This is a genomic window from Chryseobacterium sp. BIGb0232 (assembly GCF_024810195.1).
GTDB lineage: Bacteria > Bacteroidota > Bacteroidia > Flavobacteriales > Weeksellaceae > Chryseobacterium > Chryseobacterium pennae.
Window position 1 is genome coordinate 23,558 of sequence record NZ_JANUEH010000017.1, and the last position, 15,307, is coordinate 38,864.

Here is a 15,307-nt window from a genome sequence, read left to right on the forward strand (position 1 = left end):
TCTTTGGGAAGAATAGAAAATTAAACACTTTTTGATGATGAATAAATTTTAAATCTTTTTCAAGAAGCTAAATAAAACTTTTAACTTAAAACATATTGAAAACAGATATCGACATTCAAAACCACTGTCATTTTTCTTTTGACCTGTGGCTCACCCTAATCAAATCTCATCCTGAATTTAAAACAAAAAGAGTTGAGCTGTTCTCCTCATTTTTTAATGTGGACGCACCAATAGCTGTGGTTGCAAAAACCGTAAAATATTATGATGATCTTTGCAATACTATTAACGAAGTTACAGGAGGAAATATAGATACTTTTGAGATCTATCTGATGATTTTGGGCGCCTTGAATGTAGATGTAAAGCTTTTAAACAAAGAAAAGCTGAATGAGTTTTATGTAAAAAGTGAAGAATTGTTTTTAGAATATAAGCCTGTTGTCATTTTTGAAAATATCCATGATTTTTTTGATGATATTAAAAGCCAGGGGAAAACTATCAATATTCTGAGCAATACAGGATTTATCAAAGGAAAGACAATGAGAAAATTCCTGATCCATGAAAACCTGGATCAGTATATAGATTTCCATATTTATTCGGATGAAATCAACTGTTCAAAACCGAACCCGCTCATTTTCCAGGAAGTGAAAAATAATATTGAAGATCAGAATCTTCCGTTAAACCGGATTCTGCACATCGGTGACAATCCTGTTGCCGATTATAAAGGAGCTACTGACTTCGGGTTCAGCGCACATTTACTTAAATACTAACTATAACATGAACAAAAGGTACAGCTTACACCACATTCATTCAGCGGATGAGTTCACTTTCTCACCCGCAGAATACAGCTATTTCAAGTATGGCGATAAGTCGTATGCTGAAAAATTTGCAAGAGAATTATTCGACGGATTTATTTCCGAAAACGAAGCGCTTTTAAATACAGATAAAGAGATCGTAGTGCTTCCAAGCCCTTATATGGCGATTCCTACGGCCTCCAACTTTTTATGTTTTTACTTTAAAAAATACCTGGATTTTTATCTGTTTCAGAAAGAAAAGAAATCAAGTATTATATCAAAAATCAATAGAAACCACACCTATATTACAGATTATGGAAATCTAAGTTTTGAAGACCGTAAAAATCTGATTGCCAATGATACTTATTATATCGATAAAGATTTTTTAAGAGGAAAACTTTGTATTTTTATAGACGATATAAAAATTACAGGAAGTCATGAGTATACAGTAAATAAAATCCTGGACGAATATAATGTGGAAGCAGACTTTATGTTTCTGTATTACGCTGAACTGATGAATTTTGATCTCGATCCTAAAATTGAAAACTTTTTCAATTATTACGCAGTGAAAAATGTGAAACATATTGCAGAAGTAATGAATAGGTTCAGTTTTCAGTTCAATACAAGGATTGTAAAATATATTTTAGGGCTGGATTCAAGTAATTTTGACTATCTTACGTCTAAAGTAAAAAAAGCGCAGATGGATCTCCTGTTGGAGCTTGCCATCAGCAACAATTATCATTTAATAAAAGAATATAAAAATAACATCAATACTTTAACACAAACGGAATTATATTATGGCTATTAACTTACAAAAAGGACAAAGAGAAAATATCAACGCACCTAAATTCACTGTAGGTTTAGGATGGGATGTTAATAATACTTCTACGGGAACTGGGTTTGACCTGGACGCTTCTTTATTTTTACTAGGAGATGATAAAAAATTAGTTTCAGATAATCACTTTATTTTTTATAACAATACTGAATCTCCGGATAAATCAGTGATCCACACAGGAGATAATCTTACGGGAGAAGGATCAGGTGATGATGAGCAGATCAAGATTGATCTGACAAAAATTGATGATGCAGTAAAGGAAATTACAGTAGTTGTAACCATCCACGATGCAGATGCAAGAAGACAGAACTTTGGACAGGTAAGAAATTCTTTCATCAGAATTTTCAATACAGATACGAATGAAGAGATCTTAAAATACGAATTGGATGAAGATTTCTCAATCGAAACAGCAGTAGAATTCGGAAGAATCTATAACAGAAACGGAGAATGGAAATTTGAGGCAGTAGGAGCAGGACAGAGAGACGGCCTTGAGAAATTTGTATCAATTTATCAGAAATAATTATCATGGATAATCAGGAAAATCAACCCATAGATCCGCTTGGATCAATTGAACCTCTTAGAACATTTGAGCCGACACCAATGGTTCCGCCAACGCCAGCTCAACCTATTCAGAATGCAGCACCAGCAGTGCTTGTAGATAGAGAGGGGAACGTAAATTTAACTCAGTTACAGACAGAAGAACGTCAGAAATATGAAGTTTTGGCAAATTCTATTGATGAGGCTAACCCGGGATCTATTGTAAATTTCGGAGCTGAACTTCAGAAAACGTTAACCAACCAGAGTGACAGTTTCTTAGGAAATGTGAGACGATCAAACTCAGGAGAAGTTGGCGGATTGATCAATGACCTTTTGGTAGAACTGAACTATGTAGATGTAGAAGAGCTTAACGGAAATAAAGTAAAAAGCTTCCTGAGCAAATTGCCATTCATGAAGAAGGTAATCACTCAGGTAGAAAATTTATTTACAAAGTATGACAAGATTATCAACAATATCGAGCAGATCTCTTACAAAGTAAATGCAGGAATTATTACTTCTACAAAGGATAACGCAGTTCTTCAGACAATTTTTGAAAGCAATGTAAACTCTATCAAACAAATTGAAGAACTTGTGATTGCTGGAAATATCAGAATGGAAAGAGCAGCTGTAGAGTTGGCTCAGATGGAGACTGCCCCTCAGAATTTCCAGGATTATCAGATTGCAGATAAGAGGGACTTCATTGCAAGGTTAGACCGAAGAATGGCCGATCTTAAGGTGGTACGTGTCATTATGATGCAGTCTCTTCCACAGATCAGACTGGTTCAGAATAACAACGTTTCTATTGCAGAAAAAGCGCAGACTATTCTTACCACTACACTTCCGTTATGGAAAAACCAGCTTTCGCTTGCTGTTGCAATGTACAGACAGCAGCAGAGTATTGAGATCCAGCAGAAAGTATCAGCTACTACAGAAGAAATCTTAAGAAAGAATGCAGAACGTCTTGGCCAGAACTCTGTTAATGTAGCGAGAGCCAATGAGCAGACTATTGTATCTGTAGAAACATTGAGAGAAACAACTTCAATGTTGATCAACACATTAAACGAAGTGAAACAGATCCAGAAACAGGGAGCTGACAACAGAAGAAAACTGGATCAGGATCTTCAGACATTGGAGCACGAACTGAAAGCGAATGTCAGAGGTTAATTTATAGGTACTAAGGTGGGGGAAGATGCAGCAACCATATTGTCACAGAGCAAAAGAAGGTTAACAAGACTTAAACTTCTGGCTAATTTTTTTGAACATATTGACATAATATCCATTTACATCAAAACAGATATTATTCACAATCTGTTCCAGGAAAATACGGCCCTGGATTACAATAAGCTGGAGCTTTTTCACCTGCAGTATACCGACAGTCTCATAGAGCTTCTGACGAAAATCAAAAGACAGAAGGAAAATGATATGCTGGCGGTCCTTAACGAAATTGACATCAATAAAAAATATATTTCAGGTTTTGAAGAAAGGCAGGCAGACAGTTTTCAGACCGACAGGAAAATGTACAGCGGTATATTTTCACAACATCTGAAAGCCCTGTATAAGGATCTTACAGAAGATATTTTCACTGCCAATTGGGATAATGTACTGTATTTTCATAAAAAGTATGCGAAAGAATTCTACAGATCAGAAGCAGATGAATCTCTGCTGAAAGCCGAATCCTTTCCAGCCTATCAGTATAAAGATTATTCCATTGAAAGAAAACTGTTGGGAAGATTGAACATACAGGGATTTAAAGTCCGTTTTGTATGTGGCTATGTGATCGGAACCCATGAATATGAGCTTTTCAAGATCTTTCAGTCTGATGATTATTTTATTTTCAGTGTAGATGATAAAAAGCTTTATCTTTTCGACAAAGATTTGGATAAGCTTGATATTTCTGAAAACCAATCTAATCAAAGTACTATTATTGACCAGCTTAAAAATAAAAATGAGCAGTTGGAAGATACTATGAATGAAAGAAAACGCAATTTACCTCCAGAGGTAGAAAGTGTTTTGAAAGATTATATCAGAAACCTTGAGAATATAGATATTATGAGCAAGATATTTGCCTTTGATGAAGAAACAAATATTCTGCGGGCAATGCTTAATTTGAACCTGAATAATCAGTAAATCGAAATATGAAGAAGCGAATTATATTTTTCGCAATAAATGTAAATAATAACTAAACATAAAAAGATGGCTATCAACTTACAAAAAGGTCAGAGAATTAACCTTAAAAAAGAAAACGGAGCTGAACTTTCCCAAGCCTGTGTAGGAATCAACTGGGGAGCAATTGAAAAAAAAGGACTTTTCGGAACTAAAAAAGAGGCAGTAGACTTAGACGGAAGCTGTATTTTATACGATTCAAATAAAAATGTAACCGAAGTAATCTATTTCGGAAACCTGAAATCGAAAAATGGTTCCGTAAGACACAGTGGAGATGATCTTACAGGTGACGTAAACGGTGATGACGGATTGGATAATGAAGTAATTACTGTAGATTTCAGTAACCTTGAGCCTAACGTAGATCACGTAGCAATGGTATTGAACAGCTATAAAGGTCAGGATTTCGGAACGATTCCTTTTGCTTCTATCCGTATCTATGAAGGAACCCCTACCAATGTAAAAGAGGTTTTTGCTAAATATGATGTAGCTAACGATGCTTCTTTCAGAGGACATGTTGCTATGGTATTGGGCGTTTTCTACAGAAGAAACGGTGAATGGAAATTCAATGCTATTGGAGACCCTACTGCTGACAGAAAACTGGAGCAGACGATCCAAACTGTTCAGATGAACTATTTATAATCGTTTATACATCAAAATGTAAATAAAATAGCAATATTTGTACTTTGTACATCTATTGCTTTTATCATATAATAACACATTAGTCAAGTGGAAAAACATCAAAGTATTTTAGAACTGCACCCAGGTCTGGTGTGGGGATTTGCGATAACAGTTGTTATCATGCTGCTTCTGGATTTAGGAATCTTCAACAAAAAAAGTCATGAAGTGTCTTCCAAAGAAGCTACGATCTGGACTATCGTGTGGATCTCACTCTCCATGGTATTTTCCGGAGTGGTATATTGGGCTTTCAATACAGACGGTACGCCCGAAAGTCATGCACTGGCAGTAGAGAAGTTTACCCAGTATCAGGCAGCTTATTGGATTGAAAAGGCCCTCTCTGTGGATAACTTATTCGTATTTATCCTTGTTTTCGGATTCTTTAAAGTTCCGAAATTCCTTCATCATAAGGTTCTTTTCTGGGGAATTATCGGTGCACTGATCTTCAGAGCGATATTCATCTTTGCGGGAGTAGGGCTGATTAACCTTACCTATCTTCCTGAAATGGATATTTTCGGAACTCCTGTTAAAATCAATATTGTAATGACCCTATTCGGTTTATTCCTTGTGTATGCCGGGATTAAATCATGGGGAGACGGAGATGACGATGATGATGAAGATTACAGTAATACAGCAGGAGCAAGACTGATCAAGAGCTTCTGGAAAGTTTCTGATAATTATGATGGTGATAAGTTTTTCACTATTCAGAACGGGATCAAAATGGCAACACCGCTATTAGTTGTAGTAGGGGTTATCGAGTTTACGGACGTTCTTTTCGCAGTAGATTCCATTCCGGCGATCTTTGCGATCTCAGATGATCCGTTTATCCTTTATACATCAAATATTTTTGCTATTCTGGGACTTAGATCATTATATTTCCTGTTAGCAAACTTTATCCACATGTTCAGCAAACTTCCGTATGGTTTGGCAATTATTCTGTCCTTTATCGGAGTTAAAATGCTTATTGCACCGTGGTATCATATTTCATCCCCGGTTTCACTAGGAATCGTAGGTGGAGTATTAGTGATTTCTGTTATTTTATCCATCATGTTCCCTGATAAAGAAGATGAGGAAAAAGAGAAGTTAGACTAAGTATATACTGATATATAATTTATTGCCCCCGAGAATTAATCTTGGGGGCTTTTTTGTGGGGAAGAGAGGAAGAGAGGAAGAGAGGAAGAAAGGATGGAAGCTGGAAGAGGGAAGAGGGAAGTTCTTATAGACGAAAGAATAACTGATCTGCATTTTAACAGGATTAAAGTAATGAGAGTGGAGATAAGGATGGAAGCTGGAGGCTGGAAGAGGGAGGTTCCTATAGGAGGAAGAATAGCTAATCTGCTTTTTAATAGGAGTTAACGTAATGAGAGTAAAGAGAGAGGGATGTTCTTTAAAATAAAGGAAAAAGTATTGCCTTTTAATCATTCCTATCTAATAAGAAAGTGAATATTTATCCATAAAACAAACAGTACCTCCAGCCTCCCTCTTCCAGCTTCCATCCAAAAAAATAAAATAGACAGACAGGTTTGTCTATTTTATTTTTTTATTCTATCTTTGCCTTACAAAACAAAAGCAATATGAGTTCTCCAAGAGACAGAATTATAGAAACAACCTTTGATTTATTTGCAAAACAGGGATATAATTCCACAGGAATTAATCAGATTATTTCAGAAGCTGGAGTGGCAAAGGCAAGTTTTTACCTGCATTTTAAATCTAAAGAAGATCTGTGTGTAGAGTTTCTTAAGGTAAGACATCAGTATTGGTTTAATGAGCTTTATACCTTCTCTTTCGGTACGAATGATCTTCCGGAGAGGTTGATCCGTGCTTTTGATTTCCTGATTGAGATGAATAAAAAGGAGAACTTCAGAGGCTGCAGTTTTTTGAATATTTTATCAGAAATCCCAGTGGATAATGTTAAAATCCTGAACGTAATCCAGTCCCATAAAGCAGATCTGAGAAACTATTTTTTAGATATGTTGAAAGATGAGGAGCTTTCCGATCATATTTATATGCTTTTTGAAAGCAGTATCATAGAAAGCCAGCTGTTCAGATCGAATGAGCTGATTGAAAAATCAAAAAAAATAATCACCAATTTAATACCTTAAACAATGGAACAGAAACATCCGCTTCCACCTTTTACTCTTGAAACGGCAAAGCAAAAAATTCAGCTGGCAGAAGATGCCTGGAACAGTCAGGATCCAGAAAAGGTTTCCAAAGCTTATACGATAGACAGCGAATGGAGAAACAGAGATACTTTCGTAAACGGAAGAGAAGAGATTGTTAAATTTCTTCAGAACAAATGGGAAAAAGAGCTCAATTATAAACTTAAGAAAGAATATTGGGCACATACTGAAAACCGTATCGCCGTTCGTTTTGAATATGAATACCAGACCAAAGAAGGAAACTGGTTCAGGGCCTATGGAAATGAGAACTGGGAATTTGATGAGAACGGATTAATGGCGAAAAGATACGCAAGCATCAACGATCTGGCTATAAAAGACGAAGATAGGAAGCTTAAATAGAAGAATAAAGACTGTTGTATTAGCAGTCTTTTATTTTATAAACAGAATAGTGAAAGAGAAAATTTAAACTTTTAAATGTTTATCATTTGACTTCTTTCCCGTGTAGCAGTTTATTGATTTTTCTCCTCGTCTGTACAGAAATTTTATAGGCTTGATCCCGAAGTTTCTGAATCTTTCCGACCGGATGAAAGATAGTCTTGCTTTCAAAAGGATTGAATGAAAGTAATTCATTACTGCAGTCTCTCGCATCCAATAGAGAACCTTTATCCATCTTTACTTCACCGATTTTAATGAATGGAGAGTTTTTCCATTCCACGTTAAGCTTATTGATGGGCTGGTCTTTCAGGTTATAGCAAAGCTGAATCAAAACATCTGCGGTAAAATCATTCTTTTGAAGATAATTCTTTAAAGCCTTTTTCATGTTTTGTTTCTTATCTATGTTCTTATTTACTGACTGGGGGCTCAACTTAATTTTCATCATATAATCTCCCAAACGGTAAGCACCTACGGAATGATAATCAAAAGAAAGAATGAAATCATTTCTCTTACTGAACAGTTTTATTGCATTTCGGATAAAAGAGCCCGTAAAAACAGATGGAATTATTTTAATTATTTGTACTATCAGAGAAAATAAACTGCTCCATTTTTTGATATAAAAAAGATTGATGGCTGTAAACAGTTTTAAAAAAGTAGAAACAGAATTAACCGGGAACAGCGGAAAGTTCACCAATGGATAATTGGAGAGCAGATTATTATTCTCATCCCTGATCTGAACGGCAAAACCATAAGCAGGAATATCTTTTTTAGAATTTGTAATTTTTAGCTGGGCATTGGAAAGCCTGATAAATAAATCAAATTTTTCTCTATCAAAAAAAGGTTTGAGAAATTCAGGCATAGCCGGATCTATCCAAAATGTTCCTCTGGCTACAGCATAAGTCTTCGCATGGGCATTTCTGGTAGCATAATTGACATCACTTATAGAAGAGGATTGCTCAACAAAATCTGCAATTGACTTTTTATTGATTTCCAGAAGTTTTTTTTCCTCTTCATTAAGCTCATCAAACTTCTTGTTATATAATATCGGATTTGGCATTTAGTTTTTAAATCCAATTATAACGCCAAGTTTCGGAATTTGTGTTAAGAGATTGTTACAATTATTTGAATTTTAAGTAAGCCGGAAACTGGAAGTTAAAAATCGGAATTTTGTAGTATATTATTTTAATGAAGTTGTTATTTAACTTATTGATTATTAATGTTTAATTATTTTGAATGAGAATGGATGAAAAAAAAATATTTGTTGTTGATGTCCTCATTTTTTTAAACTTCCATGCTCCAGCTTCCATCTTCCAAGCCTAAAAAAGCATTATCTTTGTAAAAAATTATAATATGGGAGTAGCAGATTTGTTATTTAAACGTAAAAAAGAATTAGCCGAAAAGAATCTTAATGACGGTAAAGAATATATGGAAGAATATGGTAAGAGAGAAAGTGTTGTTCAATTACCAAGCGGCTTACAATATGAAATTATTACAGAAGGAGACGGAGCAAAACCAGGCCCTAAATCTACTGTAAAATGCCACTATCACGGAACTACCATTTCCGGTAAGGTTTTCGACAGTTCTGTAAAAAGAGGAACTCCTGCATCTTTCCCTTTAAACAGAGTAATTTCAGGATGGACAGAAGCACTTCAGTTAATGACTGTAGGAAGTAAATGGAGACTGATTATTCCACCACACTTAGCATATGGAGATCAGGAAATCAGTAAAGAGATCGGACCAAACAGTACCCTAGTTTTTGAAGTAGAATTACTTGGTATTAAATAATCCAGCTTAAAAATAGATAAAAAAATTACCTGATTTCAGGTAATTTTTTTTATTTGTATTATATTCGTATAGATAAATTGTAAAAAATGACGTAGAGGTAAGTATTGTCTTTACAATGAATCCAACACAACACAAAAACTTACTGAATGAAAAAACTCTTTTACCTTTTCGCTGTTGTTGGCCTGTTAACCTCCTGTGTTTCCAAGAAGAATCAGGTTATTCAGCAAAATATACTTACTTTGAAGGACAGTTATTGTAAAGCACCCTTCAAATATAACTATAACAATAAAGTTCCTTCCTATAATTCAGATTCTATTTTAGCTGCGAATATAGAACTTAAAGAGATGTTTTCTGACCAGAGTATTTTAATTTTAAATGCGTTGGATAATCTGGATGAAGTACATAAAATAATGGATCTGAAAAAAGACTCATCCCTGGCTTCCCAGATTAAAGTTCTGCAGCTGAAGACAAAGATCAACAGTAAAATTACAATCGCCCTTACTGAGCTTGATGCTGTAGCAGCAGAGTTTGATTGTGAAGGAGAAAGAGTAGCCCAGATTGGAAATTATGTAGATAATCTCAATTCTTCCAGGAATAATAAAATGATCTTATATTCTATCATTACAGGTGCAGCGGCTTCCATTGCGGGTGGAATTGTGAGTGATCAGGGATGGAGTAATGCCATTGATATTGGGGGTGGGGTTCTGGGAGCAGGTTTTGGTCTGGCAACCCTTAATCCGAAAGGAAAAAAGGTGGAATTTATTCATCAGAGAAACCTTTTAAGAGATATCTGGAGAGAAAAATTAGAATCACCAAACTTTCCACCATTTATCTGGTACATGTACACCGAAAAGAAATTCTCTAATAAAGAAGAGCACTCCATTATCGGAAATATGAAAGAAAGGTGGCTGCATTATCAGTTTGATGATGATAAAACATCTGCGGACCAATCCGTTATTTTCAGCGATGGTGGATATTACAGGGCAGATGACCTTCATAACAGGGCTGCTATGCTCAATCAGATGCAGTCAGCAACACGAACGATCAATCAAAACATTAATTACTTACTGCTGGATCTGGATAAATTAATCCTTTAAGAAAAATTTAACTGTAATATATTTTGTTACAATTAAATTTTGTGTATCTTTGCAGAGTAATTACAATGAATAACACAAGATTTGCTACGGCAATACATATCATGACCTTATTGGCGAAAAGTCCTCAGGAGTGGCTCACTTCTGATTGGGTTGCGGGCAGTATCAATGTGAATCCTGTTATTGTACGTAAAGAGATCAGCGTCTTAAGAGAAGCAGGCTTAATTGTCAGCAGACAGGGAAAAGAAGGAGGTAGCCATCTGGCAAAAGATGCAGTAAATATTACAATTGCTGAGATTTACAGATCGGTAAAGAATACAGAAGTATTGGGAAAGAAAAATCAGAATCCTAATCCTGCCTGTAGCGTTGGAAAAGAAATTAACAGTCATTTAAATACATTATTTGAAGAGACAGATCAGTTGGTAAGTCAGTTTTTAGGAGATAAATCTTTGCAAGAATTCGCAGATCAATTCGAATAAAATTTTTTTACCCATAAATGTAACAAAATTTATTACAATTTAATTTAAAATATAAAATATTATGAAAAAAGTAGCAGTAATTGGTGCAACAGGATTTGTAGGAGCACACATCGTAACAGAATTGGCAGACAGAGGATATGCAGTGGAAGCTTTGGTAAGAGACGCATCGAAGGTGAAAACCCAGGAAAATGTAACAGCAAAAAGCGTTGATGTAAACAATGTAGCAGAATTAGCAGAAGCTTTAAAAGGCAGTGATGCAGTAATCAGCGCTTTTAATGCAGGATGGACGAATCCAAATCTTTACAACGACTTTTTAAATGGTTCTGAAAATATTGAAAAAGCAGTAGAAGAATCAGGAGTTAAAAGACTGATTGTAGTAGGAGGAGCAGGTAGCCTTTATACACCGGATAATGTTCAGATTGTAGACACACCCGATTTTCCGGATGCTTATAAACCGGGAGCAACTGCTGCAAGAGATTATTTAAATAAGATTAAAGGAAACAATACATTAGACTGGACTTTCTTTAGCCCGGCAGTAGAAATGAACCAGGCGAATGTAGGAGCAAGAACAGGGCAATACAGAACCTCTTTGGAAACTCCGGTATTCGATGCAGAAGGAAGAAGCCGTCTTTCGGTAGAAGATGTAGCCGTAGCTTTAGTGGATGAACTGGAGCAGAACAATCACATCCGTGAACGTTTCACTGCAGCTTATTAATTAAAAAAGAACAACAATGTTAAAAAGAAAATTATTATCATTAATGGCCATTTTAGGTTTCATTAGCATATTTGCAGGAAATCTGAAGGTTAAAGTCTATAATCCCGGAACCAAGGCTATTTTTCCAATTACATCTACTATTATTTATGGTGATAAAGACGCAATGCTTATTGATGCCCAGTTTCAAAAGCAATACGCAGAACAGTTGGTAAAAGAAATAAAAGCAACCGGTAAAAATCTGAAAACGGTTTTTATTTCCCATAGCGATCCGGATTTCTATTTTGGATTAGATGTGATTAAAAAAGCTTTTCCTAATGTGAAAATTATTTCTACAGCACAGACTGCTTATCTTATTTCCGCTTCAAAGGATGATAAAATGGCAGTTTGGAAACCGCAGTTGAAGGCAGATGCTCCTTCAGAAATTATTGTTCCGGAAGCGGTGACCTCCATTCCTGATCTGGAAGGAAATAAGATTGAGATCAGACAAAATCCTGAAGATCCGGCGCACAGCTTTCTTTGGATTCCGTCTATCAAGACTATAGCAGGAGGGATTTCTGTTTCTGTAGATTCACACCTTTGGATGGCAGATACTCAGAATGTAAAAGCTATTGACCAATGGATCGGTCAAATTGATGCAATGAAATCTCTAAAACCTGAACAGGTAGTTCCTTCACATTTTGCAAAACAGTCTTTGTCTCCGGCATCTCTGGATTTTGTAAAAAGCTATCTTGAAAACTATAAGAAAGCTGTTACTGAAAATAAAACCCCGTCTTCTATCGTAGACTTTATGGTTAAAAAATTCCCTAGCCTTCCGGGAAAAGATGAACTGGAAATGGGAGTAAAGGTTTTTCTTGGTGAAATGGCCTGGGATTTAAAATCACCATATCCAGCCATCGGTAAGAAAGTAGAAGTTGATTTTGGAACTGTAAAATTCCTTCTCGATTTTAAAGACAATAAAACAATGACATTTACCGGAACAGCAGGAAGTTCAAAAGACAGTACAGATACTGTAGAATATACAGCTGTGGAAGTAGCAAAAAATGTTTTCATGGTGTATTGGCATGAGCCTCATCTTGGATTCAATGTTACTCATATTCAGGATTACAATAAAAATATAGTCTATTCTAATATTGCAGGACCAGATGGTACATTTACCCATCCTAAAGGAACTCTTAAGATTTTAAAATAAAAAACAGCTGCCATCGGCAGCTGTTTTTGTTTGTATTGTAATTCTAAAACACTCTGCGAAAATAATCTCCCACAGATCTAGCAGATATTTGTGTACTAAAAATCTGCATAATCGGCGAGAATATTACTACACTATCTTTTAGAATTAAAAAAAGCTGCCTCATTGGAGACAGCTTTCTTTTATAGATTCATAAACAACCTCGGATTCACCGGAGTATTGTTTTTATGTACTTCATAATGAAGATGGGGGCCTGTAGAACGCCCGGAGTTCCCGGATTTAGCAATTACCTGACCTACTTTTACTTTATCATTCACTTTAGATACCAGCTGTGATAAATGTCCGTAAAGGGTAGCCAGTCCGTTTCCGTGAGAAACAATGACACAATTTCCGTAACCTCCCTTTTGTCCGGAGAAAATAATCGTTCCGGCAGCGGCAGCTCTTACATCAGAACCGAAGGCAACAGCAATGTCAAGTCCTTTATGGAACTGCATCTGATCCGCTTCAGCAGGAGGATTGTTTCTTTCCATAGGAGCCGCTTTAGAAGTAGTATTTCCGGCAACAGCTTTTGTAGCAGAAGTTGGTGCAGCAGGTGCAGCTGCTACAGGAGCCGCTTTTGGAGTTACCATTACTTTAACTTCTCTTTTATTTCCATAACTATCCGTTAATTCAACGATTTTTTCAACAGGTTCAGCCTTAACTTCCGGTTTCGGAGCTGCTGCAACAGGTTTAGCTTCCGTGGCAGCACTTGATTTTACCGAAGCAAAAACAGTTTTAAATGGAATAGGATTTTTTCTGATCCCGAAATTAGATGAAATATATCCATCTGTAGGCATTCCTAATGGAACCTGCATCAGTTTTTTCTGTAGGTCCATCAGATATTGGCTGTATCGGTTGGCTTGTTTGGAAAGATAAATAGAATTGGCAATACTGTCCTGATCAAGCATCATTAGCTTTTCATTCGAAATGTCTTTAGACTTCAGGAAAGAGTTCAGTTGAGAAACAGTTTGATCTACAAGGGTAAGATCAGTTTTCATTTTCAGGTAATCTACACTGTCTTTTTCAGTGTTTATTTTTACAAGATTCACTTCATAATTTTTGTCATCCTTCTCCGAGAAAAGTTTGGCAATGAAGATACCTTGTGCAAAAACTACTAGTAAAAGTCCTCCCAGGAGAATGTTTACGTTCTTCTTGCTGTTTAGAAATTTTTTCATATTTCCTTTCTTAGATATTTAAAACGGTTTTTAAAGCTGCAAATTTAATTAAAAATAAGTTTTGTAAGCAATCTTTAATTAAAATTCAGTTTTTTCTGTATCTAACGCTGAATTGTATATTTAATTGTGCTGAAGCATTGTTTTTTTCAGAAAGTGGTTTTTTATCATGCCTTAAAGTATTTTGTTAAATCTTTGTTTAATATATTTGCAGTTCACATTCCAATTATGGCTAAAAAGAAAATTATTTCAGAATCTTCGAATCCAAAAAAGACTAAAAAGGATGTTTCTGTAGGAGTAGTAGGAAGCGGAAGTTTTGCAACTGCTATCGTAAAAATGCTTGTTGAAAATTGCAAAGTTGTGCACTGGTGTGTAAGAAGTGAGTTTGTAAAAGGAGCTATTGAACTTCGTGGACATAACCCGACTTATCTTACTGCTGCTCATTTTAACCTGAAAAGTTTAAAACTAACCACGGATATTAATGAACTGGTTTCTGCATGTGATGTTGTTGTTTTGGCAACACCTTCCATTTATCTGTCAGATACTTTGGATAAGATGACCTGTGATTATTCAGATAAAATCTTTGTTTCTGCAATTAAAGGGATTATTCCTAAGGTAAATGATGTGGTGGCCCATTATCTGCGTGATGAGTTTAAAATCGGTTTCAGAAACCAGGCAGTCATTGCAGGACCTTGCCATGCTGAAGAAGTTGCCATGGAAAGACTTTCTTACCTTACGATTGCCACTGTAGAAGATGAAACGGCAGAAAAGCTGGAAGGAGTTTTCAGTTCAGATTTCATTAAGGTTCAAACCAGTAAAGATATTCTTGGAAATGAATACAGTGCTATTCTTAAAAATATTTTTGCCATCGGAGCCGGAATTGCCAGCGGCTTAGGGTATGGAGATAACTTTACAGCAGTTTTTGTGTCCAATGCGATCCGTGAAATGGAAATTTTCCTGGAAGCAATTTATGAAGCACCAAGAGATGTCAATGAAAGTGCTTATTTGGGTGATCTTCTGGTAACCGCTTATTCACTGTTCTCAAGAAACAGAAATCTTGGAAACCTGATCGGAAAAGGATACACTGTAAAATCAGCAATCCAGTCGATGAATATGGTGGCAGAAGGATATTATGCTGCACAGTCCATTTACAAAACATCCAAGCAGAAAAATCTGAAACTGCCAATTATTGATACAGTATATGCTATTCTTTATGAAGGTAAAAATGCTGAAAAGCAGTTTAAGAAATTAACTGCGAAATTAAACTAAAAGCAGTTTTAAAAT

18 protein-coding genes are annotated in these 15,307 nt (G+C 35.7%); 16 read left to right on the forward strand and 2 right to left on the reverse strand.

The features are described 5' to 3' along the window. Nucleotides 1–95: 95 nt before the first annotated feature. The 10 genes from M2372_RS24620 (at nt 96) to M2372_RS24665 (ending at nt 7,517) form a co-directional block, all read left to right on the forward strand. Nucleotides 96–764 carry an HAD family hydrolase gene (locus M2372_RS24620; protein ID WP_123321755.1) on the forward strand — a complete coding sequence of 223 codons (669 nt, stop codon included), beginning with the start codon at nt 96–98 and terminating at the stop codon, nt 762–764. 7 nt (nt 765–771) lie between these two features. Further along, nucleotides 772–1,596 carry a phosphoribosyltransferase family protein gene (locus M2372_RS24625; RefSeq protein WP_123321754.1) on the forward strand — a complete coding sequence of 275 codons (825 nt, stop codon included), beginning with the start codon at nt 772–774 and terminating at the stop codon, nt 1,594–1,596. Next, on the forward strand, nt 1,586–2,143 hold the full coding sequence (locus M2372_RS24630) for a TerD family protein (RefSeq protein ID WP_068939844.1): 558 nt from the start codon (nt 1,586–1,588) through the stop codon (nt 2,141–2,143). Before M2372_RS24625 ends, M2372_RS24630 begins: the two co-directional genes overlap by 11 nt. Nucleotides 2,144–2,148: 5 nt before the next feature. Next, nucleotides 2,149–3,324 carry a toxic anion resistance protein gene (locus M2372_RS24635; protein ID WP_185019002.1) on the forward strand — a complete coding sequence of 392 codons (1,176 nt, stop codon included), beginning with the start codon at nt 2,149–2,151 and terminating at the stop codon, nt 3,322–3,324. A gap of 15 nt (nt 3,325–3,339) precedes the next feature. Further along, nucleotides 3,340–4,287: a hypothetical protein gene (locus M2372_RS24640; protein ID WP_123321753.1), complete on the forward strand. Its 948-nt coding sequence runs from the start codon at nt 3,340–3,342 to the stop codon at nt 4,285–4,287. Between the two features lie 66 nt (nt 4,288–4,353). Further along, a complete protein-coding gene (locus M2372_RS24645) occupies nt 4,354–4,962 on the forward strand; it encodes a TerD family protein (RefSeq protein WP_115971942.1) in 609 nt (202 codons plus the stop codon). A gap of 87 nt (nt 4,963–5,049) precedes the next feature. Continuing rightward, the gene (locus tag M2372_RS24650) at nt 5,050–6,090 is read left to right on the forward strand and encodes a TerC/Alx family metal homeostasis membrane protein (RefSeq protein WP_115971941.1); all 1,041 of its coding nucleotides are present in this window, start codon (nt 5,050–5,052) and stop codon (nt 6,088–6,090) included. Nucleotides 6,091–6,183: 93 nt separating this feature from the next. After that, nucleotides 6,184–6,354, forward strand: coding sequence for a hypothetical protein (locus M2372_RS24655; RefSeq protein WP_185019000.1), 171 nt, complete (start codon nt 6,184–6,186; stop codon nt 6,352–6,354). Between the two features lie 218 nt (nt 6,355–6,572). Continuing rightward, nucleotides 6,573–7,100, forward strand: a complete 528-nt coding sequence (locus M2372_RS24660) for a TetR/AcrR family transcriptional regulator (protein WP_123321752.1) — start codon at nt 6,573–6,575, stop codon at nt 7,098–7,100. Between the two features lie 3 nt (nt 7,101–7,103). Beyond that, entirely contained in the window at nt 7,104–7,517 is a 414-nt protein-coding gene (locus M2372_RS24665; RefSeq protein WP_123321751.1) for a nuclear transport factor 2 family protein, read from the forward strand. Between the two features lie 82 nt (nt 7,518–7,599). Here M2372_RS24665 and M2372_RS24670 read toward each other — a convergent pair whose 3' ends face one another. After that, entirely contained in the window at nt 7,600–8,610 is a 1,011-nt protein-coding gene (locus M2372_RS24670; protein WP_123321750.1) for a catalase, read from the reverse strand. Nucleotides 8,611–8,903: 293 nt separating this feature from the next. On the opposite strand from M2372_RS24670, the gene M2372_RS24675 reads away from it, so the two are divergent. From M2372_RS24675 to M2372_RS24695, 5 genes are all read left to right on the forward strand, one after another. After that, entirely contained in the window at nt 8,904–9,338 is a 435-nt protein-coding gene (locus M2372_RS24675; protein ID WP_052480489.1) for an FKBP-type peptidyl-prolyl cis-trans isomerase, read from the forward strand. 146 nt (nt 9,339–9,484) lie between these two features. After that, nucleotides 9,485–10,435: a hypothetical protein gene (locus M2372_RS24680; protein WP_123321749.1), complete on the forward strand. Its 951-nt coding sequence runs from the start codon at nt 9,485–9,487 to the stop codon at nt 10,433–10,435. A 65-nt stretch (nt 10,436–10,500) separates the two neighbouring features. Next, entirely contained in the window at nt 10,501–10,911 is a 411-nt protein-coding gene (locus M2372_RS24685; protein ID WP_115971935.1) for an Rrf2 family transcriptional regulator, read from the forward strand. 61 nt (nt 10,912–10,972) lie between these two features. Further along, nucleotides 10,973–11,626 carry an NAD(P)-dependent oxidoreductase gene (locus M2372_RS24690; RefSeq protein WP_123321748.1) on the forward strand — a complete coding sequence of 218 codons (654 nt, stop codon included), beginning with the start codon at nt 10,973–10,975 and terminating at the stop codon, nt 11,624–11,626. Between the two features lie 16 nt (nt 11,627–11,642). Next, nucleotides 11,643–12,815: an MBL fold metallo-hydrolase gene (locus tag M2372_RS24695; RefSeq protein ID WP_123321747.1), complete on the forward strand. Its 1,173-nt coding sequence runs from the start codon at nt 11,643–11,645 to the stop codon at nt 12,813–12,815. Between the two features lie 179 nt (nt 12,816–12,994). Here M2372_RS24695 and M2372_RS24700 read toward each other — a convergent pair whose 3' ends face one another. Further along, nucleotides 12,995–14,026: a M23 family metallopeptidase gene (locus M2372_RS24700; RefSeq protein ID WP_123321746.1), complete on the reverse strand. Its 1,032-nt coding sequence runs from the start codon at nt 14,024–14,026 to the stop codon at nt 12,995–12,997. 225 nt (nt 14,027–14,251) lie between these two features. On the opposite strand from M2372_RS24700, the gene M2372_RS24705 reads away from it, so the two are divergent. Then, entirely contained in the window at nt 14,252–15,292 is a 1,041-nt protein-coding gene (locus M2372_RS24705) for an NAD(P)H-dependent glycerol-3-phosphate dehydrogenase (RefSeq protein ID WP_123321745.1), read from the forward strand. Nucleotides 15,293–15,307 lie beyond the last annotated feature (15 nt).